We start from the raw sequence: 23284 nt of genomic DNA, 5'->3' as shown, positions 1-23284 counted from the left end.
TCAATCGCCGCGCCGCAACCCGAAAAACAGCGCGGCGCCGCTCGCGAACAGCAGCAACGAAAGCAGTTGCACGGCGAGATCCATGCTGCCCGTCGCGGTGCGGATCTGGCCGATCACCCAAGGACTCACGATCCCGCTCGTGATGCCGATACTGCTGATGAACGCGATGCCCGCCGCCGCGCTCCTGCCCGGAAGATGGCTCGCGGGCACGGCCCAGAAGATCGGCAGCGCGGCGAAGATCAGCGTCGCGGCGAGCGAGAGTATCGCGAGCATCAGCGGCAGGCTTGGCGCATGCAGCGTCAGCGCGGCGAGCGCGATGCCGCCGCCGATCGTGCAGCACGCGAAGTGCTTGCGCCGTTCTCCGACGCGATCCGAATGCCGCGCGATCAGAATCAGGCCGGCTGCGCCGATCGCGTTCGGCACGACGGTGTAGAGACTGACCGACATGACATCGGTGATGCCGAAATCGCGGATCATCAGCGGCATCCAGAAACTCAGCGTCAGCGACGCGCATGTGAGCGAAAAATAGATGAACGCGAAGAGATAGACGCGCGGATTGCGCAGCGCGTCGAACATGCCGCGGCGGTCGTGCTGATCCGTATTTTCGGCAATGCACAGCGCCGCGAGCCGGTCGCGCTCCGCTTGCGTGAGCCATTGCGCATCGCGCGGCGTATCTACCAGCAGACGCAACGCGATCAGGCCGAGCAGCACCGCCGGCGCGCCTTCGATCGCGAACATCCACTGCCAGCCGTACAAGCCCATCGCGCCGGCCATGTCGCGCATGATCCAGCCGGACACGAGTCCGCCGAACACGCCCGCCACCGCGACGCCCGCGAAAAACACGGACATCACCCCGGCGCGCCGCTTCGCCGGAAACCAGTACGTCAGATACAGCACGATGCCCGGAAAGAAACCTGCCTCGAACACGCCGAGCAGAAAGCGCAGCAGATAGAAATGGCCGGGCGTCGACACGAACATCATCCCGACCGACGCCGCGCCCCACAGCAGCATGATCCGCGTGAACGTGCGGCGCGCGCCGAACCTCGCGAGCAGCAGATTGCTCGGCACCTCGAACAGCACGTAGCCGACGTAGAACACGGCGGCGCCGAGGCCATACATCGCATCGGAGAAACCGAGATCGTGCTTCATCTGCAACTGCGCGAAGCCGATGTTGATGCGGTCCAGAAACGACACCACGTAGCACAAGAACAAGAACGGAATGATGCGCCATGCGACTTTGCGGAACAGCGCCTCGTCCGAGAGGGCGTGCGTATCCGCGTCGGCGCTCGGGATGAGCGCCGCCGTGCTGATCGACTTCGACATGTCTCGCTCCAGATGGGCGTGTTGAGGCCGGCGTCTTGCGCGCGCCTTTTGCTTCGAGAAGGAAGAAGCGGCGCGTCAGTGCGCGCCGCAGGAAACGGCGGTCAGTCCTGCAAGGCGGCCCACATGTCCTTGTCGCGCTCGGCCGTCCAGATGCGCGGATGCTTGATGCCGCTCGCTTCATCGAAGGCGCGCGAGACATCGAACGGCAAACAGTGCTCGTAGATGAAGACGTGGCCGAACTTCGGGTCCATCGCTTTGCGCGTAAGCGCCATCGAACCCTTCAGATCGAGCTTTTCGGCGACGGCTTCACGGCCCGCCTGCAACAGCGTCGTGACGAAATCCTTCGTGTAGTCGAGGCCCTTGTCGACTTCCGCTGGCGACAGCAGCGCGGGGCCGCGGCCCGGCACGAGCTTGTCGGCCTTCAACGCGCGCAGCGCTTCGAGCGTCGCGGGCCATTCTTCGAGCTGCGCATCGCCGCAATAGCAGGCGGCGTCGTACTCGACGAGATCGCCCGAAAACAGCACTTTCTGCGACGGCAGCCAGACGACCGTATCGCCCTTCGTGTGGCCTGCGCCCAGATGCGCGATCTTCACTTCGAGCTTGCCGAGGAACAGCGTGATTTCCTTTTCGAAGACGAGAGTCGGCCACGTGAGGCCGGGCACCGTCTCGACGCCCGCGAACAGGCGCGGAAACCGCTCGATTTCCGATTTCATGTCCTGCTCGCCGCGCTCGACGATCATTTCATACGTGCCGCGGCTCGCGATGATCTGCTGCGCGCCTTCCGCGAAATAGGCCGACGCGCCCAGCACGCGCACCGCGTGGTAATGCGACAGCACCACGTATTTGATCGGCTTGTCGGTGACGCCGCGGATTTTCGCGATGAGATCCTGCGCCATTGCGGGCGTGGCCGTCGTATCGACGATGAGCACGCCGTCGTCACCGATGATCACGCCCGAGTTCGGATCGCCTTCCGCCGTGTACGCGTACGCGTTCTCGGAAACCTGCGTGAAGGTGATCTTCTTCTCTTCCAGATCGGCCTGCGATGCGAATGCTTTTGCCATGATCGTGTCTCTCTTCCATTCTCGTGAGGATGGGTGGATGATCGGCGCGATGCTGATCTTTGTCAACAGCAAGCGCGCTTGCTATTTGCAAATTTCGGGTAAATACCGAAACGCTTCGTCCGACGATTACCGCTCGGCTAACATTTGCGCTTCCTTATTCTTTATAGATCGCGGAGTGCCCTTGGCTCGTTCCGAAGACGGCGAAGAAAAAAAACAGCGCGGCGTCCAGAGCGTCGAGGTAGGCGCGCGTCTGCTCGATGCGCTCGCCGCGCGCCGTGAGCCGCTCGCGCTCAGCGCGCTGGCCGAAGCGGCGGAATTGTCGAGCGCGCAAGCGCACACCTATCTGGTGAGCCTGACGCGGCTCGGTCTCGTCAAGCGCGACGCGCTTACCGGCAACTACGAACCGGGTCCGCTCTCGCTCAGGCTCGGTCTACTGAATCTGGAACATCAGCCGGCATACCGTGCGGCGGCGCCACGCGTGACGGCGCTGGCGCTCGCGACGGGCATGAGCGTCGCGGTCAGCGTGGCCGGGCCGCAGGGTCCGACGATCGTGCGCTACGAGCGCGGCGGCTATCCGCTTCACGTGAACCTGCACGTCGGCACGGTGATGTCGCTGTCGGGGACTTCCACGGGCCGCGTGTTCCGTGCCTTCGACGATGCCGCCCGCGTCGCCGCGATGCTCGCGCATCAATCGGAAGCCGACGCGCCGGATATGGCCGCGCGCATCGATGCGATCCGCGTGCGCGGCATCGAACGCAGCGTCGATGCGCCGAGTCCCGGTGTCAGCAGCATGAGCGTGCCGGTGTTCGACGGCAAGCATCGGATGCAGCTCGCGCTGACGGCGATCGGACCCACCGGCCTCGCCGACGTCGACTGGAATGGACCGCTCGCGCATGCGCTGATGGACGCCGCACGCGACATCGCCGGACTGCTCTCATGACGCCATTCGACGAAGAAGCGAAACCGCAGCGCGGCATCAATGCGCTGGATGCGACCGGCGATCTGCTGCGCGCGCTGGTCGCGGCGGGCGAGCCGCTCGCGTTGCGCGATCTCGCCGCCGCCGCCGGCATGCCGCCCGCGAAGGCGTTCGCGCACCTGGTCAGTCTCGTGAAAGTCGGCTTGCTCGCGCGCGACGACGCCGGGCTGTTTCACGCCGGAACCTTGAGCCGCGAACTCGGTTTGATCGCGCTGCAGCGCCTTTCGCCGATCCGCGATGCCGAAGCGGAGATCGTCGCGCTCGCCGCGAGCACATCGATGACGGTGGCCGCTGCCGCGCTCGGACCGCTCGGGCCGACCGTGATCCGGCTGGAAGAATCGGCGCGGCCGCAGCATGTGAGCTTGCGCGTGGGCACGGTGATGTCGCTCGTGAACACGGCGATCGGGCGCGTGTACGCCGCGCATCTTCCCGCCGACATGCGCGCGAGTTTGATGACGCAGGACGGCATCCGCCTCGCGGGCGCGCCGCCGGACGCGGGACTCGACGACGCGTATCTCGCGACACTCGACGCAATCCGCGGGCGCGGGCTCGACACGGCGCTCGGCGCGCCGGTGCCCGGCATCCATACTTTGGCCGCGCCGGTATTCGATCACACCGGCAGCGTGTGCCTCGTGATTGCGTTGATAGGCTCGTCGGGCAGCTTCGACAGCGCCGCCGACGGACCGCTCGCGCGCGCGTTGCTGGCCGCGACGCGCCGCCTGTCGTGGCGCTTCGGACTGATGGAAGCGCGCTAGCCGCGCCTGACGACTTCCGTTCCGGTCACGCGGATAGCGGGGAAACGGTCGGTCGGCTTCGCGATCTCGTCCTGCGAGGCGACGATCTCCAGCTCGTAACGCCCCGCATCGTAGGTTGCCTTGACGACGGCATTGACCGCTGCGAGCGTGTGTTCCAGCGCGGTGCGCAGCGAGTCGCCCTGCAAGGTGCGCGCGACGAACACGGCGCTCGTCAGATCGCCGACGCCTACCGGCTGGCGCGCGAACGGATAGAGCGGGCGCTGCGCAAACCACGCCTCGGTCGGCGTGACGGCGAGCATGTTGAAGGTGTCGGCGCGGCTGTTGCGATCGAGCAGATGCTTGACCAGCACGATGCGCGGGCCGCGCGCGATCACTTCGCGGCAGGCGTCGACGGCCTCTTCGACCGTTTCGATCGTGCGCCCGACGAGCTTTTCCAGCTCGACGTGATTAGGCATGAGCGCATCGGCGATTTCGGGCATCGTCGTGACGAGGAAGTCCTCGATGCCGGACGCCACTGTGCAGCCACCCGTCTGGCCCATGACCGGATCGCAGAAAAAGAGCGCGCGCGGATTCACCGCCTTCACCATCTTCACGATTTCGACGACCGCGCGGCCCTGCTCCGGCGCGCCCAGATAGCCCGACAGCACCGCGTTGCAGCGCGCGAGCACGCCGATCGCGCCGATGCCTTCGATCACGCTTTGCAGTTCGTCGGCGTCGAACGCGCTGCCGGTCCAGCGGCCGTATTGCGTGTGATTGGAGAATTGCACGGTGTTGAGCGGCCACACGTTGACGCCCAGACGGCGCATCGGAAAAACTGCGGCGCTGTTGCCCGCGTGGCCGAACACCACATGCGACTGAATGCTCAGGACGTTGTTCATGTTCTGATTCCCGATTGATCGTGTCCGGTCAGGTGAAACGTTCGCCGCGCATGGCGTCGTGCAGCGCAGCGCGCCCGCCGACGCCGATCGCGGGCAATGCAATCTTCGCATTGTGCCGTGCCTCGGACGCACTGCGGCATGGCGCGCCCGTTATAAATTGCGCCGCCGCGCGTTTTCAGACGATGTGATCGTTCAGAAGCCCAAACGGAGCGTCAGAGACCGAAAAAGGTCGTGTGCCCGCAACACCGCCGCACGCCCGTGCGCGTTCGGCACACGGCTTGCTCGATCCGCACGGCGATTCGATTCGCGTCGTCCCGCGAAAAAAACGACCGACTTCGGCACACGAATCCGGATGCGCGCCGGATAATGCTTCATCGATGCACATACAGAAAGGCATACGAGGACGAACACACGCAAGACATCAATAGTCGCAGGTCAAATCAGGAGGCTGACATGGAGACGTTGTCTAAGAATCGCACCGATTTGCAGAAGTCGACCCTCGCAATCGTTCTCGCCGGCGGGCGCGGCACGCGTCTCGGCCCGCTCACCGACAAACGCGTGAAGCCGGCCGTTCACTTCGGCGGCAAGTACCGCATCATCGACTTCGCGCTGTCCAACTGCCTCAATTCCGGCATCCGCCGCATCGCCGTCGTCACGCAGTACAAGGCGCATTCGCTGATCCGCCACTTGCAGCGCGGCTGGGGTTTCCTGCGCGGCGAGTTCAACGAGTTCATCGACATCTGGCCGGCGCAGCAGCGCGTCGATTCGAGCTGGTATCGCGGCACCGCCGACGCCGTCTACCAGAATCTCGATATCGTGCGCTCGATCGGTCCGGAGTTCGTGATCGTGCTGGCGGGCGATCACATCTACAAGATGGATTACACGCGCATGGTGCTCGACCACGTCGAAAGCGGCGCGGATTGCACGGTCGGCTGCATCGAGGTGCCGCGCATGGATGCGGTCGCGTTTGGCGTGATGCACGTCGATGAGAACCGCCGCGTGACCGACTTCCTCGAGAAGCCCGCCGATCCGCCCGCAATGCCCGGCAAGCCCGACATCGCGCTCGCGAGCATGGGCATCTACGTGTTCAGCGCGAAGTATCTCTACGAGATGCTGCAGGACAATATCGAGACGTCGAACACGGATCACGACTTCGGCAAGGACATCATTCCGCGCGTCGTGACGACGGGCAAGGCGATCGCGCATCCGTTCGGCATGTCGTGCGTGACCTCGAGCAGCGATCCGGAAGCGCCCGCGTACTGGCGCGATGTCGGCACGGTCGACGCCTACTGGTCGGCGAATCTCGATCTCGCATCGACGATTCCGGAGCTCGATCTGTACGACCGCAAATGGCCGATCTGGACCAATCAGGAGCAGTTGCCGCCCGGCAAGTTCGTGCGCGACCTGAACGGCCAGCAAGGCGCTATCACCAATCTGCTCGTCTGCGGCGGCTGCGTGATCTCGGGGTCTCAGGTGTCGAAGTCGGTGTTTTCGTCGGCGGTGCGGGTCCATTCGTTCTGTAACATCAATGAGGCAGTCTTGTTGCCGCAGGTGACCATCGGGCCGAGTTGCAGGTTGCAGAAGGTCGTGATCGACCGCGGCTGCACGGTGCCCGAAGGACTCGTCGTGGGCGAGGATCCGGACGACGACGCCGCACGCTTCTTCCGCACGGAGTCCGGCGTCACGCTGATTACGCGCGATGCGCTGGCGCGCCTGTCGCAACGCTAGACGATTGAACGAACCGAATCGACCCGAATCGACCGGACAGGAGCGCCGATGACCGTATGCGTGCTGCATGCCGCAGCAGAGATGTTTCCACTGTTGAAAACGGGCGGGCTCGCCGATGTCGTCGGCGCGTTGCCGCCCGCGCAATCGCAATTGGGCACGGACGCGCGCGTCGTGCTGCCGGGCTTCCCCGCCGTGCTGGCGGGCCTCGACGATCTGCAACCGGTCGCCGATCTCGGTGGCGCGTTCGGCGCCGGCACTATCCGGCTCGAACGCGGCGTGCTTCAGCCGCACGGCGTGATCGTCTACGTGGTGCGCGCGGATCAGTTCTACGATCGTCCGGGCAATCCGTATCTCGACGCCGCGCATCGCCCATATGCCGATAACGACCGCCGCTTCGCGCTGCTCGGCTGGGCGGCGGCGCGCATCGCGACGGGCGCCGATCCGGCGTGGACACCGCACATCGTCCACGCGCACGACTGGCACGCGGGTCTCGCGCCGGCGTATCTGCGCGCGTTCGAGCGCGGCGGCGCGGCGAAGATCGGCAGCGTGATGACCGTCCACAACCTCGCGTATCAAGGCACGTTTGCGGCGTCGGAATTCGGCGCGCTGCAACTGCCGGGCGATTTCTTCGCAGTAGAAGGCGTCGAGTTCTACGGTCATGTTTCGTTTCTCAAAGCGGGCCTGTATTACGCCGATCGCATCACGACCGTCAGTCCGACTTACGCGCGCGAAATTCAGACGCAGACGCAGGGCGCCGGTCTGCACGGGCTGTTGCAGACGCGCACGCACGACATCACCGGGATACTGAACGGCGTCGACTATTCGATCTGGAGTCCGTCAGTCGATGAATCCATCGCATCGAAATACACGCAGGCGAAGATCGGCGGAAAGTCGAAATGCAAGGCGGCGCTGCAGGAGCGCATGGGTCTCGCGAAAGACGACGACGCACTGCTCTTCGGCGTCGTCAGCCGTCTGACCGAGCAGAAAGGACTCGATCTGCTGCTGTCCGCCGTGCCGGATATCGTGCAGCGCGGCGGCCAGCTCGTCGTGCTCGGCACGGGCGATCCGGCGCTCGAAACCGGCATGAAGAACGCGGCGGCGGCGCATCCGGGCGCGGTGGCCGTCGAACTCGGCTTCGACGAAACGCTGTCGCATTCGATCATCGCGGGCAGCGACGTGGTGATGGTGCCGTCGCGCTTCGAGCCGTGCGGCCTCACGCAGCTTTATGCGCTCGCGTACGGTTCGCCGCCGCTCGTGCATCGCGTGGGCGGGCTCGCGGATACCGTCGTCGACAGCTCGCTCGAAAATCTCGCCGACGAACTTGCGACCGGCTTCGTCTTCGATACCTTCGATCGCGCGGGCATCGTCGGCGCGATCCGGCGCGCGTTCGCGCTGAAGGCGCGTCGCTCGGACTGGAAAGCGGTCGTAAAGCGCGGCATGGGCCAGAACTTCGGCTGGGAAGCCGCGGCGCTCAAGTATGCGGAGGTCTATGAGGGACTGACGGGCGCGTAACTTGCGTCATCGGCGGGGAAACCTCACACGAGAACTCCCTATGCACAAACCTCTTGCAGGCCAGATCGCGCTCGTCACGGGCGCGAGTTCGGGCATCGGCACGGGTGTCGCGACCGCGCTCGCCGATGCCGGCGCGTACGTCGCCATCAACTATCACTCGCACGCGGAACCCGCCGAGCAACTCGCCGCCGCGATCACGGCGAAAGGCGGCGAAGCGTTCGCCGTCGGCGCGGATGTATCCGACGAAGCTCAGATCGACGCGATGTTCGATGCTGTCGTGAAACGCTACGGCACCGTCGATATCGTCGTCGCGAATTCGGGTCTGCAGAAGGACGCGAAATTCACCGCGCTCACGCTCGCCGACTGGAACACGGTCATCGAAACGAATCTCACCGGCCAGTTCCTGACCGCGCAGCGCGCCGTGCGCGAGTTCGAGCGGCGCGGCATGCGCGATGTATCGAAGGCGCTCGGGAAGATCATCTGCATGAGTTCCGTGCACGAAGTCATTCCGTGGGCGGGACACGTGAACTACGCGGCGTCCAAAGGCGGCATTCAGATGATGATGAAGACGATCGCGCAGGAAGTCGCGCCGCAGCGCGTCCGCGTGAACGGCATCGCGCCGGGCGCGATCCGCACGCCGATCAACAAGGACGCGTGGGACACACAGGAAAAGCTCGACAAGCTGCTCACTTTGATTCCCTACGGGCGCGTGGGAGAAGTCGAGGATATCGGCCGCGCGGCGGTGTGGCTCGCGTCGGACGAAAGCGATTATGTCGTCGGCACCACGCTTTTCGTCGATGGCGGCATGACGCTGTATCCGGGATTCGCGGATAACGGCTGACAGCAGGATAAAAATGAACGAAATCAAAGTAGACGTCGCCGTGATCGGGGCCGGCACGGCGGGCATGGCCGCATTTCGCGCGGCGCGGCTCGCAGGCGCGAGCGCGGTGCTGATCGAGAGCGGCGAACTGGGCACGACCTGCGCGCGCGTCGGCTGCATGCCGTCGAAGCTGCTGCTCGCGGCGGCGAACGGCCTGCACGACGCGCATACGCTCGCCGCGCGCGGTATCGAAGGCACGCACGCGCTCGAAGCCGACCACGCGCGAGTGCTCGATTACGTGCGGCGCGAACGCGATCACTTCGTCAAAGGCGTGCTCGACGAAGTGCGCGCGCTGCCGGGCGGCATGTTGCTGCGCGGGCAGGCGCGCTTCGAGTCGCCGACGCGCCTGCTCGTCGGCGACGATACGCGCGTCGAAGCAAAGAGCGTCGTGATCGCGACGGGCGCCGCGCCGAGCGTGCCCGACGAGCTGAAGGTCTTCGGCGACAAGCTCATCACGAGCGACGACCTGTTCGATCTGCGCACGCTGCCGAAGCGGATCGCCGTGTTCGGCGCGGGACCGATCGCGCTGGAACTGGGGCAAGCGCTCGCGCGGCTCGACATCGACATCTTCATATTCGGCAAAGGCGGCAGCGCGGGCGCGATCACGGATAAACCGGTACGCGACGCGCTCATCGACGCCCTCGCCGACGAGTTCTATTTCGATCCCGACGCGAAGTTCGACGCGATGTCGCTCGAAGACGGCCAGCCGACGCTGCGCTTCACCGCGCGTGACGGCACGGCGCACGTGGAACGCTTCGACCTCGTGCTCGCCGCGACGGGCCGCGCGCCGAATCTGAAGCCGCTCGCGCTGGAAAACGCGGGCATCGAACTAAACGATAAGGGCGTGCCGACCTTCGACGAATCGACGATGCAGTGCGGCACCAGCGCAATCTTCGTCGCCGGCGATTGCGACGGCACGCGCCCCTGGCTGCACGACGCCGCCGACGAAGGCAAGCTCGCGGGCGACAACGCCGCGCGCTTCCCCGACGTGCAGCCGGTCAAGCGCAAGGTGCCGTTCTCGATCGTGTTCTGCGAGCCGCAGGTGGCGATCGTCGGTCGATCGTACGACGATCTCGACAGGCAGATGACCGTGACCGGCGAAGTGTCGTTCGAGGACCAGGGCCGAAGCCGCGTGATGCGGCAGAATCGCGGCCTGCTGCATGTGTACGCCGACGCGAAAACCGGCAAGTTGCGGGGGGCGCAAGGCTGCGGTCCGGCGATGGAGCACCTGGGCCATCTGCTCGCGTGGGCGCTGCAACTGGAGTTGACGCTCGATGAAGCGCTCAAGCTGCCGTTCTACCATCCGGTCGTGGAAGAAGGCTTGCGCAGCGCGCTCAAGGATGCGGATCGGAAGTGCTACGAGGAGAGGTCCGAAACACCGCCCGCCCTTCCAAGCGCCGCAGGCTGCTAGACCAATAGAAAACGCCGGTTGCGAACAACCGGCGCTTCGTCTTCCGAATCAAAGATCGGAACCGCGACCGATCAGCTTCCGCTCAGACCGTATTGCAGCGCAAGGTCGAAACCCAGCACGACGAGCGAGCAGAAAAGCCCCAGCGACAGATTCGCCAGCCGATGGCCAACGTCCTTGTGCTTGGTCAGCACGGCGCCCGCGAGGAACGCGATTTCCACGATAACCTGCATGCAAAACACGGCGATCATCAACGCGAACTCGTAACCCATTGAGTTGAAGTTCATGAAGTTGAAGCCGTTCACCGCGACCCAAGACCCCACTCGCCAAGCTTCGTATGCCAATAGCAGCAACGGGAAGAAATAGCTGGCTACATAAGTCGGCACCGTGGCGTGCCGCAACTCCATATTTAAGTGACGTGTTACTTGCATCGCGTACTCCTCATCTGATTGCCCGAAAACGACGGGCGTTCTACCTGCACCGTGGCGCAAACCGGAGCGTTCTGATCGAACGGCACACGGGCGTCGTGCTTTCAGAATAGGACAATTTTCGGGAAAGCGAATCATCGTATTCCCGATGATCGCTTCCGCTAAGGAGTTGCGCGATGCGTTGTGCAGTGCAACTGAATAAAGCAGTTATTTCCGGGCCGGCGAATCGACGTGCGCGTGTATGCCAATTTCCTAAAGTCTGCAAATTCTAATCAGCGCCCGATTGCTTCGCGTATAGCTTGATGATGCCCGAAAAATCGAGTCCGCCGAGCCCTTGCTGGCTCATCGACTGATACAACTGTTGTGCCAGCGCGCCCATGAAAACAGGCTGCTTCGCGCTGCGCGCCGCATCGACGGCTAAACCGAGATCCTTCAGCATCAAATCCGCGCCGAATCCGCCGGAATAGCCACGCGACGCCGGCGCCGTTTCAACGATGCCCGGATAGGGATTACACGTATCCGAACTCCAGCAACGCCCCGTCGACGTATTGATAATGCTTGCCAGTTTCACCGGATCGATGCCGAGCGTTTCACCGAGTTTCATCGCTTCGGCGACGCCGATCATGGAAATCCCGAGTAGCAGGTTATTGCAGATCTTCGCGATCTGGCCGGTGCCGGTTTCGCCGCATCGCACCATATTCTTTCCCATTCCGGCTAAAACCGGACGCAACGTTTCGAAAAGCGTTTCGTCCGCGCCGACCATGAATGTGAGCGTGCCCGCCTGCGCGCCGACTACGCCGCCCGAAACCGGCGCATCCGCGAACGGATTGCCCTGCTTTGCCGCCGCTTCCCCGATGAGTTTCGCCGTCGCGGGATCGATCGTGCTGCTGTCGACGAGCGGAACGCCCTTCGCGACGCCCGCGAGCACGCCGTCGTCGCTCAGATAGACCGCCTTCACGTGCTGCGCGGCAGGCAGCATCGTGATGACGACTTCCGCGTCCTCGACCGCCGCGCGCGGCGACGCGGCGAGCGTCGCGCCCGCCGCCTTCGCCGCGTCGAGCGCGTCCTGCACGAGATCGAACGCCGTCACCGCGTGACCGGCCTTCAGGAGATTGGCGGCCATCGGACCGCCCATGTGACCCAGACCAACGAAGCCGATTCGCATGAGCAATCTCCCGTTAGCGAAGCGAGATGGTCGTGTTGACGCCGTCATTCACGGTGGCGTCGTCGAACCAGCGCGCGGTGACCGTTTTCGTCTGCGTGTAGAACTGCACGACCTGCTTGCCGTACGGGCCGAGATCGCCGAGCTTGGAGCCGCGCGAGCCCGTGAAGCTGAACGCGGGCACCGGCACCGGAATCGGAATGTTGATGCCGACCTGGCCAATATCGATCTCGCTCTGGAACTTGCGCGCCGCCGCGCCGCTTTGCGTGAAGAGGCCGACGCCGTTGCCCATCGGATTGCGGTTGACGAGCGCGATGGCGTCGTCGAGCGTATCGGCCTGCAGCACGCACAGCACCGGGCCGAAGATTTCCGTCTTGTAGATCGACATGTTCGTATCGACATTCGTGAAGATCGTCGGGCCGATGAAGTTGCCGCGCTCGTAGCCCTTGACGTCGATATCCCGGCCATCGAGCGCGAGCGTCGCGCCCTCTTCCACGCCCTTCCCGATCAGCCCGAGAATGCGCTCCTTCGCCGCCTTCGACACGACCGGGCCGACATCCGTGTTCGGCTCCGTGCCGCCGTTGACCTTGAGCGTCTTCGCCTTCTCGACGAGTTCCGGCACCCAGTCCTTCGAAGCCCCGACGAACACCGCCACCGATGTCGCCATGCAGCGCTGACCCGCGGCGCCGAAGCCCGCGCCCGCAAGGGCGTTGAGCGTCTGCTCCTTGTTCGCGTCGGGCAGCACGACGGCGTGATTCTTCGCGCCCATCATCGACTGCACGCGCTTGCCGTGCTGGCTCGCGAGGTTGTAGACGTGCGTGCCGACGGCCGTCGAGCCGACGAACGAGATCGCCTTGATGTCCGGATGCGTGCAGATCGCATCGACCACTTCCTTGCCGCCATGCACGACGTTCAGCACGCCCGCCGGCACGCCCGCCTCGAGCGCGAGTTCGACGAGTTCCATCGTCGAAAGCGGATCCTGCTCGGACGGCTTCAGCACGAAGGTGTTGCCGCAGACGATCGCCATCGGGAACATCCACAGCGGGATCATCGCTGAACGGCGTGATGCCCGCGCACACGCCGATCGGCTGACGCAACGTGTAGGTATCGACGCCGCCCGCGACGTTTTCGGAGAATTCGCCTTGCTGCAAGGTGCTGATCGAGCAAGCGTGTTCCACGACTTCGAGGCCGCGAAAGATGTCGCCTTCGGCATCGGCGAGCGTCTTGCCCTGCTCCGCGGTCAGCGTCTGGGCGATGCGCTTCTGGTTCTGGCGCACGAGATCCTGAAACTTGAGCATGAGGCGCATCCGCGTGCCCAGCGGCGTCGTGCGCCACGTCTGAAACGCCTTGTGCGCTGCGGCGACTGCGGCACTCACTTCGTCCATCGTCGCGAACGGCACGCGGCCGACGACTTCCTGCGTCGCGGGATTGACGATGTCGCGCCACTCCGTCGACTTCGAATCGACGAATTCGCCGTCGATGAGCAGTTTCGCCGTACGGACGGTCGCACTCTGCGCCGGATGTTCAGCAGCGATATTCACGAGTCACTCCTTTTGGATGAGTTGCCACGAAGAGGGACGAAGACGCGCGGACGGAGCGCCGATGCGGCGCCGAAGGGAAAGGCATGTCGTCTCCGTTTATAAGAAATCGGCGCGCAGCGCGGCACGCTCGTTTCCTTGAGTATAGTTATGCAAAAATCCATCATGGCACTAGAAAAATACCCGATCGATATGCAAAAAAACGCCATGCAGCCAGCCAAACTCGACCTCGCCCGTCTCAACTGGGACGACCTGCGATTCTTTCTCGAAGTCGCCCGCACGCAGCGCGCGAGCGGCGCGGCGAAGCGTCTGGGCGTCGATTACACGACCGTTGCGCGGCGCGTGCGTGCGCTCGAAGACGCGCTCGGCACGCTTCTGTTCGACAAGTCGCGCAGCGGCGGATTCATTCTGACCGCCGAAGGCCAGCGCCTGCTCGGCTTCGTCGATTCGATCGAAACCACGGTGCAGTCCGCGACCGAGCAGATCGCCAATACGGGCCACGCGCTGTCGGGACACGTGCGCGTAGGCTCGACGGAAGGCTTCGGCTGCTTCTTCCTCGCGCCGCAACTCGCACGCTTTCAGGACGCGCATCCGAACATCTCCATCGATCTCCTGCCGGTGCCACATTTCGTGAGTCTGTCGAAGCGCGAGGCGGATATCGCCGTCACGCTGGAGCGCCCCGAGCAGGGCCAGTACGTCTATACGAAGCTGTGCGACTACCGGCTCAAGCTCTACGCGACCGCCGAATACCTCGACGCGCACGAGCCGATCCGCACGAGCGACGACCTGCGCAAGCATCGTTTCGCGAGCTATATCGACGATCTCGCTTTCAGCTACGAACTGCTGTATCTCGAACGCGCGGTGCCGGGCGCGGTGTCGCGCTGGCGCAGCACGAGCGCAATCGCGCAATACTTCGCTGCGCTGCAGGGCCGCGCGCTCGCAATCCTGCCGTGCTTCATGACCTCGCCCGATCCACGTTTCGTGCCGGTGCTGCCCGACGATATCGTCGTGACGCGCGCGTTCTATCTGTCCTGCCGCGAGGACTTGCGCAAGCTGAAGCGCATCACTGCCGTATGGGACTACCTGCGCGCGGCGGCCGAAGCGAATCGCGCCTTCCTGATGGGCGACGGCACACAGATGGCCTGGGTCGATGTCAAGTGATCCTGATCGCAGCACGTTTTTTGACAGCACGTCGAGGGCGAACATGTTATTACCCGACACCGTTTGCGGTGACACAAAAATTGACTCGATAAATTCGTGGAATTTTGCTTCGATGTCCTGTTGAAACATCACTTCCGCGGGCGAGCTCGGGCATAATCGCCGCCCAGTTTCATTGCTTTGCCGTGGAGAGCGCGGCGCACTCCATCTCGTGATTTTCCCTAGTCCTTACTCCGCTGGCCGCCCGGGCCACGCCGTGCGCTGATGGCTTTCGTCATCTGGTCACGGCGGACCATGTCCCGCCAGCGTATCCGCTTCGTCGAGGCGCGCACGGCGCGCGCCATCGCAGTCATCGGCGCCATTACGCTTCTGGTCGCCGCGCTCGCGCTCGGCATCGCCATCGGCACCGTGTTCGCTCGCAGCCACCTCGGCGAGGAGCGGGCGCTCATGTCGCGCCGCTCCTACGAGATCGAAGAACTCGGGCGCATTCACGCCGCGCTGATCGAACTCGCGCCGCGCGTCGAAGGGCTGTCCGCCCAGGTGAACGAGCTGCATGATTTCGACGCGCATCTGAAGGCCGCACACGGCACGGGCGGCACGTCCGGCGTGCACGATGTCCCGCCGCTGCCGGACAGCGAGGAGCCGGTTTCGTCGCTCGACGGCGCCGGCGGCCCGGCCCTGCCTCCGCGCCTGTGCGATATCGAGCGTGAGTCGGCCGGAACGCCGCGGCAACGTCTGAAGAGCACGCAGCGCATCATCGATTGTCTGAACGACGAAGTCTCGCAACTGCAGACGCAAACACTCGCGCGCTATGCGGCCTATATGGCCTTTCCGGGGCGCAATCCAGCGCCCGGTCTGCGCTTCGGCTCGCCTTACGGCAACCGGCTGGACCCGTTCACGGGGCGTCTGAGCTTCCATCCGGGCATCGATTTCGCCGGACCCACGGGCACGCCGATCCTCGCCAGCGCGGGCGGGCGCGTCATCGCCGCCGGCGAGCGCAACGGCTACGGCAATGCGATCGATATCCGCCACGGCGACGGTCTGGTGACGCGCTACGGCCACGCGTCGCGCATTCTCGTGAAAGTCGGCGACTATGTCATGCCCGGGCAGGTGATCGCCGAAGTCGGCTCGACCGGGCGCTCGACCGGCCCGCATCTTCACTTCGAAGTGATCGTCGACGGCGCGCAGATCAATCCCTCTCCTTACCTCGCGCTTTTCAGGCGCATGCCGAATGCGCAAAGTTGATTCGAAGCGGCTGTCGCTGCAACTCACCCGCCAGTCCTACTCGCTGACGCCCAAGCGCGGCGCGGGCATCTGGCTCGGCCTGATCGCGGCCCTGTGCGCGATCGCCGCGCTCGGCGCCGCGGGCCTCGCGCTCAAGCGCTCGCACGAGGACGTGCGCAAGCTCGACACGCTATGCGCGCCGCCCGCCTCCGAGCAGAAGCTGCGCGAGCAACTCGCGCACGCGCAGCTCGCGCTCGAGCAGGAGGCGGCGAGCCGCGCGTCGCTCGAGCAGCGCGTCACGGACAGCACCGCTGAAAACCAGCGCCTGCAAACCGACATCGCTTTTCTCAGAAAGCAGCGCAAACCCGACTGAGCGACACGCGATACGCGCTCGCTTCGTGCAACTCTTCACCGCATCGCAAGGATCGACATGTTTTCATCGAAGAAGGACTCCAACGGCATAAAGATGGCCAAGCTCGCGACGCTCGTCGCGCATAACGTTCACATTTCTGGCGACCTCGAATTCAGCGAGGGCCTGCGCATGGACGGCCAGGTCACCGGCAACGTGTCCGGCCGCCCCGGCGAAGAGACGCTGCTCGTCGTGAGCGATCAGGGCGCCATTCGCGGCAACGTGAGCGCATACAACGTGGTCATCAACGGCTGCGTGACGGGCGATGTCACCGTCACGCATTTCGTCGAGCTTCAGTCCAACGCGCGCGTGCTCGGCAACATCTACTACCAGCAGTTGCGCATGGATATCGGTGCGACGATCGAGGGCAAGCTCACCAGGATCGATTCGCAATCCGCGCACGTTCCGACGCTGCCCGCGCCGCCGGAATACACGATCGACCTCACGACGAACTGAAGGCGAGCGGCGAGCGGCGAACGCGGGCTTCGCGGCCCTCGTTGGCAACGGCGCGCATGTGCGGCTAAGATTCGATGGATGAAGGCCACGCGCTCGCGCTTCCCGCGAAACAGCAACAACGAGCGCCCATCGACGCGTGGCCGGTGACATCGTGATAACGATAAAGGGCGCCCCATGCTGGTCAATTGCGCGGCTTATCAAAACGGCCGAAAGCTCGCGGACGTGCATATCGACGATATCAACGCATATCGCGATCTGCCCGACTCTTTCATTTGGGTTGCACTGAAGGAACCCGGCCCCGGCGAACTCGCGCACATGACGCATCAATTCGGCTTGCACGAACTGGCGGTCGAAGATGCGCAGCACGGTCATCAGCGGCCGAAGATCGAGGAATACGGCGACTCGCTGTTCGGCGTGTTCCATACGGTCGAGTTCGACGAAGAAGGCGAAGTGCTCGTCGGCGAGATCAACGTGTTCGTCGGCACGAACTATGTGCTCTCGGTGCGCAACCGCACGACGCAAGGCTTTCAGGAAGTGCGCAAGCGCTGCGAGCGCGAGCCGCATCTGCTCAAGCACGGGCCGGCGTTCGTGATGTACGCGCTGCTCGATGCGGTCGTCGACCGTTATTTTCCCGTGCTCGAAACGCTCGGCGCGGAAGTCGATGAAGTCGAGGAGCGCATCTTCGAACAGAAAGGCTCGGCGGAATCGCGCGAGATCATCGAAGATCTGTACTCGCTCAAGCGCCGCATGACGATCCTGCAGCATCACACGGCGCCGTTGCTCGAAGCCGTCAGCAAGCTGTATGGCGGACGCTCGCCCGGCGTATGCTCGGGCATGCAGGAATATTTTCGCGACGTGTACGACCATCTGCTGCGCATCGTCAAGACCATCGAAGGTCGTCGTGAAATGATCGTCACGGCGATTCAGGTGAATCTCGGTTTGATCGCCCTCGCGGAAAGCGAAGTGACCAAGCGCCTCGGTTCGTTCGCCGCGCTCTTCGCCGTGCCGACGATGATCGCTGGCATCTACGGCATGAACTTCAAGTCGATCCCGGAACTCGACTGGGTCTACGGCTATCCCACGTGCCTCGCCGTCATGCTGATCGTCGACCTGGTGCTTTACTGGCGCTTCAAGAAAGCCGGCTGGCTGTAGCAAAACGGTCTCTTTGAGGGAACCGTCTGGCGAAATTCATTGTCTAATCAAACGATTTGCGAGAGAATGTCGTCTGGCCTTGCAAATTGGCCGCTCGACCGCACATGACGTAAGCGCACAGAAAAAGCGCTCACTTTCGCAGCACACGTTGCTTTTCCGTTTCAACCCGCACGTCGGCCTCGCTTTTTGCCGATGTCGCCGTCCCGGTCATGCCGGCCGCAGCGCGCCGCATCGCGGTTCGCCCTGTCGTCCGGCCTATGCCGTCAAGCTCAGCACGAGCCTGAAATAGAGACGCGGCGCGCTCCAATCGCACGTTTTCACGGTGCGCGGACGTGCCAGGCCACGCTTTGCATCGCCTCTTACGTTTCGTAGCGACGACGCTTCCGGCAGCGGCGCTCGACGGGTCATTGGCGTTACACGCGCGTATCGCACGATACGCGGCAGCACCCACTACAACTCATCACAGGAGCCCCATATGGCGAAAGAAGAACTTATCGAACTCGACGGTATCGTTGACGAAGTGCTTCCCGACAGCCGCTATCGCGTGACGCTGGACAACGGCGTCGTCGTGGGCGCGTACGCCTCGGGCCGCATGCGCAAGAATCACATCCGGATTCTCGCAGGCGACCGCGTGACGCTGGAACTGTCGGTTTATGACCTGACCAAGGGCCGCATCAACTTCCGTCACAAGGACGAGCGTGCCGGCGGCGGCGGACCGCGCGCACCGATGCGTCGTCGTTGATATCCCTCTGCTTCATCTGAATCATCCGCAACGAGCGTGAGCCCGATCCGCAGCGCACGCTTTTGAACACCCTTCGCGGATCATCCTGAACTTCGACGCGGCCGCTCAACCGTCAAGGCTGCGCCACGCGTCGATGTCCCTTCTTCCCTCAGCCTCGCGCCGCCAGCAGCGCGCCGATGCCGATCGCGAAGCCGTCCTCGTCGTTGCTCTTCGAGACCAGGCTCGCGCGACGCCGCACGTCTTCCGACGCCTGCCCCATCGCAATCGAAACGCCCGCGATCTCGAACATCGCCACGTCGTTGCCCATGTCCCCGAGCACGGCCACGCGTTCGAGCGGCACGTTCGCGCGCCGCGCCAGTTCGCGCACCGCGGTGCCCTTGTTCGCCTCGATGCTCGTGATATCGAGGTAATAGGTCTGCGAGCGCGCGGCGTGGCCACGGCCCTCCAGTTGCTTCTGCACGCTGCTTTCGACGCGCGCAAGCAGCGCCGTGTCCGCGGTCGAGCCGACGATCTTGTCGACGGCATCGAGATCGATATCGTCGAAACGTGCGATGCGCACGCCTTCGTACCCAACCGTGCGCGTTTCGAGCGGCACATAGGTGCCATCCGGATTGGTCAGATACCACGCATCGTCGATGAACACCCACGCATCCACGCTTGCCGCCGCGAGCGCTTCGAGCGACGTCTGCACGACGTCCCGCGGCAGCTTGTGCGACGACAGCAATTCCCACGTGCGCGGCGCGACCAGGCTGCCGCCGTTGTACGACGCGTAAGGCATGTCGACGGCAAGCGTCTCCACGATATGCCGCATGCCCTTGCCCGGCCGGCTGCTCGCCACGGTGAATCGCACGCCCGCGTCCTTCAGGCGGCGCACGGCGTCGATCGCCGGCTGGCCCAGCGCCTTGTCGGTGTAGAGCAGCGTGCCGTCGCAATCGGTGACGACGAGTTGCACGGAGGCGAGCGCCTCGAAGGCCGCGTCGGCGTCGCCGTTTTCGCTGTAAAGGCCGTATTTGCCGATTGCGTTCATCAGTGCGCCCCTTCACGCTGATTGAAATGCGGCAGTTGCCGCGTCTCGCGCACCGAACGCGGATGCCACAGCCGCGCGCCGCCTTCGATGCCCGCCGCGTTCGACACGATCGCCACGTTATCGGGCAGCTTGAACTTGATGTGCGCCGCGTTGCCGCCGCCGATCCACAGCTTGTCGTAATTCGTGAGCGTCGCCAGGATGCCGATGATCTTCTCGACGCGCCGGCTCCAGCGCTTCTTGCCCGCTTTTTCGCGCGCTGCGTTGCCGATGTACTCGTCGTAAGTCTTGTCCTTCGCGACCGGATGATGCGCGAGTTCCAGATGCGGCATCAGCTCGCCGTCGCGAAAGAGCGCCGTGCCCGCGCCCGTGCCGAGCGTCAGAACCATTTCGATGCCGCGCCCTTCGATCGCCGCGAGCCCTTGCATTTCGGCGTCGTTGATCATGCGCGCGGGCACGTTGCCGAGATGCTCGGCGATCAGTTGCGCAAGCGGCACGCCGCGCCACGCCGGCGTGCCGAGATTCGGCGCGGTCAGCACGACGTTATCGCGCACAACGCCCGGAAAGCCGATCGAAATGTGCGTCGGCGGTTCGGCGACGATCGGCGCGATCAGTTCGACGAGCGTCGCCACGACGACGTCGGGCTTCGCCGGATGCGGCGTCGCCACGCGCACGCGCTCGCTCTTCATCTCGCCGTCCTCCGAGATGATGGCGGCCTTCAACCCGGTTCCGCCGATATCGATCGCGAGAATGCGTTCCGCCTTGATCGCGAGTTTGTCGGCTGTGACATGCGTTTTCTGTTTCGCTTTCGACTCTGTGCTCACGCTCGTTGTCCTTATGGTTGGATGAGTTCAGTCCTGCTTGTGCGCGTCGGTCAGCGAACGCCACGTGCGGCCGTCCTGCGCGAGCAGCCGGTCGGCCTCCTCGGGCCCCGCGCTGCCCGCCGGATAGCCGTGCACCGGCAGCGGCGTCTCCGGATGCAGCACGCGATCCACCGCCGCCCACGCCGTCTCGATGCTGTCCGCGCGCTGGAAGAGCGTCGCGTCGCCGAGCATGCAGTCGTAGAGCAGCGTTTCATAGCCGACGTTCGCGCGCTCGGCGAAGAAGTCCGCGTAGTCGAAGCGTGAACGCACCTTGCCGATCTGCATCACCGGTCCCGGCACCTTGACGTTGAAATCGAAGCCCGTGCCATGCGCCGGATCGATGCGCAGCGTGAACACGTTAGGCGTGAGCGCATCGACGGGCGTATCGCGGAACAGCAGAAACGGCACCGCCTTCAACTGCACCGATATCTCCGTGCGCCGCTCGGTCAGGCGCTTGCCCGTGCGCAGATAGAACGGCACGCCCGCCCAGCGCCAGTTCTCGACATACACGCGCGCCGCCGCGTAGGTCTCCGTGCGGCTGTCCTTCGCGACGCCCGGTTCTTCTTTGTAGCCCGGTCCGGCGGGCCCGGCATCGTACTGGCCGAGCACGACGTCGTTCGCGGTGAGCGGGCGGATCGCATCGAATACTTCGGCTTTTCTGTCGCGCACGGATTCGGCGTCGAAGGAGTTGGGCGGCTCCATCGCGACCATGCCGAGAAGCTGGAACAGATGATTCGGCAGCATGTCGCGGAACGCGCCGGTCTGCTCATAGAACTTGCCGCGCCCTTCCACGCCGATGGTTTCAGCCGCCGTGATCTGCACGTTGTCGATGTACTCGCGCCGCCAGATGGGCTCGAACATCGCATTGGCAAAGCGCACGGCGAGAATGCTCTGCACCGTGTCCTTGCCGAGAAAATGGTCGATCCGATACACCTGCGACTCGTCCGCATATTCGAGGATGCAGCGATCGAGCGCCTGCGCCGACGCCAGATCGCTGCCGAACGGCTTCTCGATGACGAGCCGTCTGAAATTGCCGTCCTTCTCCTCGAGCATGCCCGCCGCGCCCAGATGCTCGATGATCGGCTGGAAGAAGCGCGCGCCCACGGCGAGATAGAACATGACGTTCCCCGACTTCGCCTTGTCGAGCCGCGCCTTCAACCGCGCGAAGGTTTCGTCTTCCTCGAACTCGCCGGGGAAATATTCGAGCCGTCCGACGACCCAGTTCCACGCGTCCTCGTTCAGTTGCGACGTGTGGAAGGTCGCGGCCTTGTCGGCGGCGAAGGCGCGCAGCGACTGCGTGAGTTCGTCGCGCCACTCCGACGTCTCGCGCTCGCCGTGATTGACGCCGATGATCTCCATGCCGTCGTCGAGCAGCTTGTCCGCGGACAGGTTGTACAGCGACGGCATCAGGAGCCGCTTGGTCAGATCGCCGCCCGCGCCGAAAATCACGAGCGTGCAGGGCGGCGCGGGATGCTTGCCCGCGCATGTCTCGCTCGCCGGGTTCGTCTGCTTCGTTTCCTTCGATTGATTCGCTTCGTTTGCTTCGTTTGGCATGGCGTATCGCCCCTTGTCAGTTGCGCTTGAACTGGAAAGACCATCATCGATGCGGCACAGTTCATTCGCACGGCGCAGCGCAAGCTCGCGCACGAAAAACGTATGCTGTTTGTAATTTTTTACCTTTCGTGTCGTAAAATATGCGCGCCTGACGAGAGCGCTCGCGGACATTGCGACATCGAAGCCGATACGAGGCCTGGACTCACATGAACGCCCACGACACATCCATCGACGTTACCGCGTACTTCGCGCGCATCGGCTTTTTCGGACCGGCGCGGCCCGCGCCGACGCTCGACACGCTGCGCGCGCTGCATCTGCTGCATCCTCAGGCCATTCCTTTCGAAAATCTCGACGTGCTGCTGCGCCGTCCGGTCCGGCTCGATCTTGCATCGATCCACCGCAAGCTCGTCGACGGCCAGCGCGGCGGCTACTGCTATGAACACAACCTGCTGTTTCGCAGCGTACTGCAGACGCTCGGTTTTCGCGTGCGCAGCTTCGCGGGACGCGTGCTGTGGGGCCGCGAGGCGGCGGACATGCCGCCGCGCGCACACATGCTGCTGCTCGTCGATCTCGACGAAGGCACCTTCCTCACCGACGTCGGTTTCGGCGGCATGACGCTTTCCGCGCCGCTCGCGCTCCAGACCGGCCTCGAACAGATCACGCCTCACGGCGCGTTCCGTCTCGCCGATGCCGAGCCGTCCGGCTACATCCTGGAGGCGCTCGTGAACGGCGCGTGGGCGCGCGTCTATCGCTTCGACCTCGATCCGCAGTATGACGCCGACTACGAAATGGCCAATCATTTCGTGTCCACTTACCCGCAGTCGATCTTCGTGCATAACCTGCTCGCCGCGCGTCTCGCGCCCGGCAAGCGTCTCGCCCTGCTCAACCGGCGCTTTTCGACGCACGACGAGCGCGAAGGCAGCGCGCAACATCCGCTGAACGATGCCGCCGCGCTGCGCCGCGTGCTCCAGAACGACTTCGGCATTCGTCTGCCGGATGACGGCGAACTCGACGCCGCGCTCGGCCGCCTGCCCAACCAAGCTTAACCACGAG

The 23284-nt window shown here is 64.2% G+C and carries 21 protein-coding genes and 1 pseudogene; 13 read left to right on the top strand and 9 right to left on the bottom strand.

Features of this window, described 5'->3' with window-relative positions; genetic code table 11:
* Both AWB77_RS25950 and AWB77_RS25945 read right to left on the bottom strand, forming a co-directional pair.
* Positions 1-1323, bottom strand: a complete 1323-nt coding sequence (locus AWB77_RS25950) for an MFS transporter (protein ID WP_061137323.1) — start codon at positions 1321-1323, stop codon at positions 1-3.
* A gap of 101 nt (positions 1324-1424) precedes the next feature.
* Entirely contained in the window at positions 1425-2384 is a 960-nt protein-coding gene (locus AWB77_RS25945; RefSeq protein ID WP_061137322.1) for an MBL fold metallo-hydrolase, read from the bottom strand.
* Positions 2385-2565: 181 nt separating this feature from the next.
* On the opposite strand from AWB77_RS25945, the gene AWB77_RS25940 reads away from it, so the two are divergent.
* Both AWB77_RS25940 and AWB77_RS25935 read left to right on the top strand, forming a co-directional pair.
* Positions 2566-3324 (top strand): IclR family transcriptional regulator, encoded by a 759-nt coding sequence (locus AWB77_RS25940; protein WP_061137321.1) that lies wholly within the window; start codon positions 2566-2568, stop codon positions 3322-3324.
* Positions 3321-4115: an IclR family transcriptional regulator gene (locus AWB77_RS25935; protein ID WP_061137320.1), complete on the top strand. Its 795-nt coding sequence runs from the start codon at positions 3321-3323 to the stop codon at positions 4113-4115. The genes AWB77_RS25940 and AWB77_RS25935 overlap by 4 nt, the downstream gene beginning before the upstream one ends.
* Here AWB77_RS25935 and pdxY read toward each other — a convergent pair.
* A complete protein-coding gene (gene pdxY / locus AWB77_RS25930) occupies positions 4112-4993 on the bottom strand; it encodes a pyridoxal kinase PdxY (protein WP_061137319.1) in 882 nt (293 codons plus the stop codon). The genes AWB77_RS25935 and pdxY overlap by 4 nt on opposite strands.
* A gap of 453 nt (positions 4994-5446) precedes the next feature.
* On the opposite strand from pdxY, the gene glgC reads away from it, so the two are divergent.
* The 4 genes from glgC to AWB77_RS25905 are packed head-to-tail and all read left to right on the top strand — an operon-like array spanning position 5447 to position 10524.
* The gene (glgC, locus tag AWB77_RS25920) at positions 5447-6721 is read left to right on the top strand and encodes a glucose-1-phosphate adenylyltransferase (RefSeq protein ID WP_061137317.1); all 1275 of its coding nucleotides are present in this window, start codon (positions 5447-5449) and stop codon (positions 6719-6721) included.
* Positions 6722-6769: 48 nt separating this feature from the next.
* Positions 6770-8233, top strand: coding sequence for a glycogen synthase GlgA (glgA, locus tag AWB77_RS25915; protein ID WP_061137316.1), 1464 nt, complete (start codon positions 6770-6772; stop codon positions 8231-8233).
* Between the two features lie 40 nt (positions 8234-8273).
* Entirely contained in the window at positions 8274-9074 is an 801-nt protein-coding gene (locus AWB77_RS25910) for an SDR family oxidoreductase (RefSeq protein WP_061137315.1), read from the top strand.
* A 13-nt stretch (positions 9075-9087) separates the two neighbouring features.
* Positions 9088-10524: a dihydrolipoyl dehydrogenase gene (locus AWB77_RS25905; RefSeq protein WP_061137314.1), complete on the top strand. Its 1437-nt coding sequence runs from the start codon at positions 9088-9090 to the stop codon at positions 10522-10524.
* A gap of 71 nt (positions 10525-10595) precedes the next feature.
* Here AWB77_RS25905 and AWB77_RS37070 read toward each other — a convergent pair whose 3' ends face one another.
* The 3 genes and pseudogenes from AWB77_RS37070 to AWB77_RS25890 all read right to left on the bottom strand — a co-directional run bounded on the left by AWB77_RS37070 (position 10596) and on the right by AWB77_RS25890 (position 13652).
* A complete protein-coding gene (locus tag AWB77_RS37070) occupies positions 10596-10808 on the bottom strand; it encodes a hypothetical protein (protein WP_244158649.1) in 213 nt (70 codons plus the stop codon).
* 409 nt (positions 10809-11217) lie between these two features.
* Positions 11218-12114 carry a 3-hydroxyisobutyrate dehydrogenase gene (mmsB, locus tag AWB77_RS25895; RefSeq protein ID WP_061137313.1) on the bottom strand — a complete coding sequence of 299 codons (897 nt, stop codon included), beginning with the start codon at positions 12112-12114 and terminating at the stop codon, positions 11218-11220.
* A gap of 13 nt (positions 12115-12127) precedes the next feature.
* Positions 12128-13652 (bottom strand): annotated as a pseudogene (locus tag AWB77_RS25890) (CoA-acylating methylmalonate-semialdehyde dehydrogenase).
* A gap of 189 nt (positions 13653-13841) precedes the next feature.
* Here AWB77_RS25890 and AWB77_RS25885 point away from each other — a divergent pair.
* The 6 genes from AWB77_RS25885 to infA all read left to right on the top strand — a co-directional run bounded on the left by AWB77_RS25885 (position 13842) and on the right by infA (position 18790).
* On the top strand, positions 13842-14810 hold the full coding sequence (locus tag AWB77_RS25885) for a LysR family transcriptional regulator (RefSeq protein WP_061137312.1): 969 nt from the start codon (positions 13842-13844) through the stop codon (positions 14808-14810).
* A gap of 291 nt (positions 14811-15101) precedes the next feature.
* The gene (locus AWB77_RS25880) at positions 15102-16052 is read left to right on the top strand and encodes a M23 family metallopeptidase (RefSeq protein WP_061137311.1); all 951 of its coding nucleotides are present in this window, start codon (positions 15102-15104) and stop codon (positions 16050-16052) included.
* The gene (locus AWB77_RS25875) at positions 16039-16404 is read left to right on the top strand and encodes a hypothetical protein (RefSeq protein WP_061137310.1); all 366 of its coding nucleotides are present in this window, start codon (positions 16039-16041) and stop codon (positions 16402-16404) included. Before AWB77_RS25880 ends, AWB77_RS25875 begins: the two co-directional genes overlap by 14 nt.
* A gap of 57 nt (positions 16405-16461) precedes the next feature.
* Complete coding sequence (locus AWB77_RS25870) at positions 16462-16896, top strand: bactofilin family protein (RefSeq protein WP_061137309.1); 435 nt, start codon at positions 16462-16464, stop codon at positions 16894-16896.
* A gap of 174 nt (positions 16897-17070) precedes the next feature.
* Positions 17071-18048: a magnesium/cobalt transporter CorA gene (gene corA / locus AWB77_RS25865; protein ID WP_061137308.1), complete on the top strand. Its 978-nt coding sequence runs from the start codon at positions 17071-17073 to the stop codon at positions 18046-18048.
* A gap of 475 nt (positions 18049-18523) precedes the next feature.
* Positions 18524-18790, top strand: coding sequence for a translation initiation factor IF-1 (gene infA, locus AWB77_RS25860; RefSeq protein WP_061137307.1), 267 nt, complete (start codon positions 18524-18526; stop codon positions 18788-18790).
* 148 nt (positions 18791-18938) lie between these two features.
* Here the strand turns inward: infA and AWB77_RS25855 are convergent, their stop codons facing one another.
* From AWB77_RS25855 to zwf, 3 genes are read right to left on the bottom strand one after another with little or no spacing between them, the layout of a single operon-like run.
* Entirely contained in the window at positions 18939-19817 is an 879-nt protein-coding gene (locus AWB77_RS25855) for a Cof-type HAD-IIB family hydrolase (protein WP_061137306.1), read from the bottom strand.
* Entirely contained in the window at positions 19817-20638 is an 822-nt protein-coding gene (locus AWB77_RS25850) for an ROK family protein (protein WP_374728717.1), read from the bottom strand. Before AWB77_RS25850 ends, AWB77_RS25855 begins: the two co-directional genes overlap by 1 nt.
* Before the next feature lie 27 nt (positions 20639-20665).
* A complete protein-coding gene (zwf, locus tag AWB77_RS25845; RefSeq protein WP_061137414.1) occupies positions 20666-22231 on the bottom strand; it encodes a glucose-6-phosphate dehydrogenase in 1566 nt (521 codons plus the stop codon).
* 206 nt (positions 22232-22437) lie between these two features.
* Here zwf and AWB77_RS25840 point away from each other — a divergent pair, with 206 nt between their 5' ends.
* Positions 22438-23277 carry an arylamine N-acetyltransferase family protein gene (locus AWB77_RS25840; protein WP_061137305.1) on the top strand — a complete coding sequence of 280 codons (840 nt, stop codon included), beginning with the start codon at positions 22438-22440 and terminating at the stop codon, positions 23275-23277.
* Positions 23278-23284: the final 7 nt, after the last annotated feature.

Origin of the sequence: Caballeronia fortuita (assembly GCF_001544835.2) — a bacterium.
Classification (GTDB): Bacteria; Pseudomonadota; Gammaproteobacteria; order Burkholderiales; family Burkholderiaceae; genus Caballeronia; species Caballeronia fortuita.
This window is presented reverse-complemented; position numbering and strand designations above follow the sequence as displayed.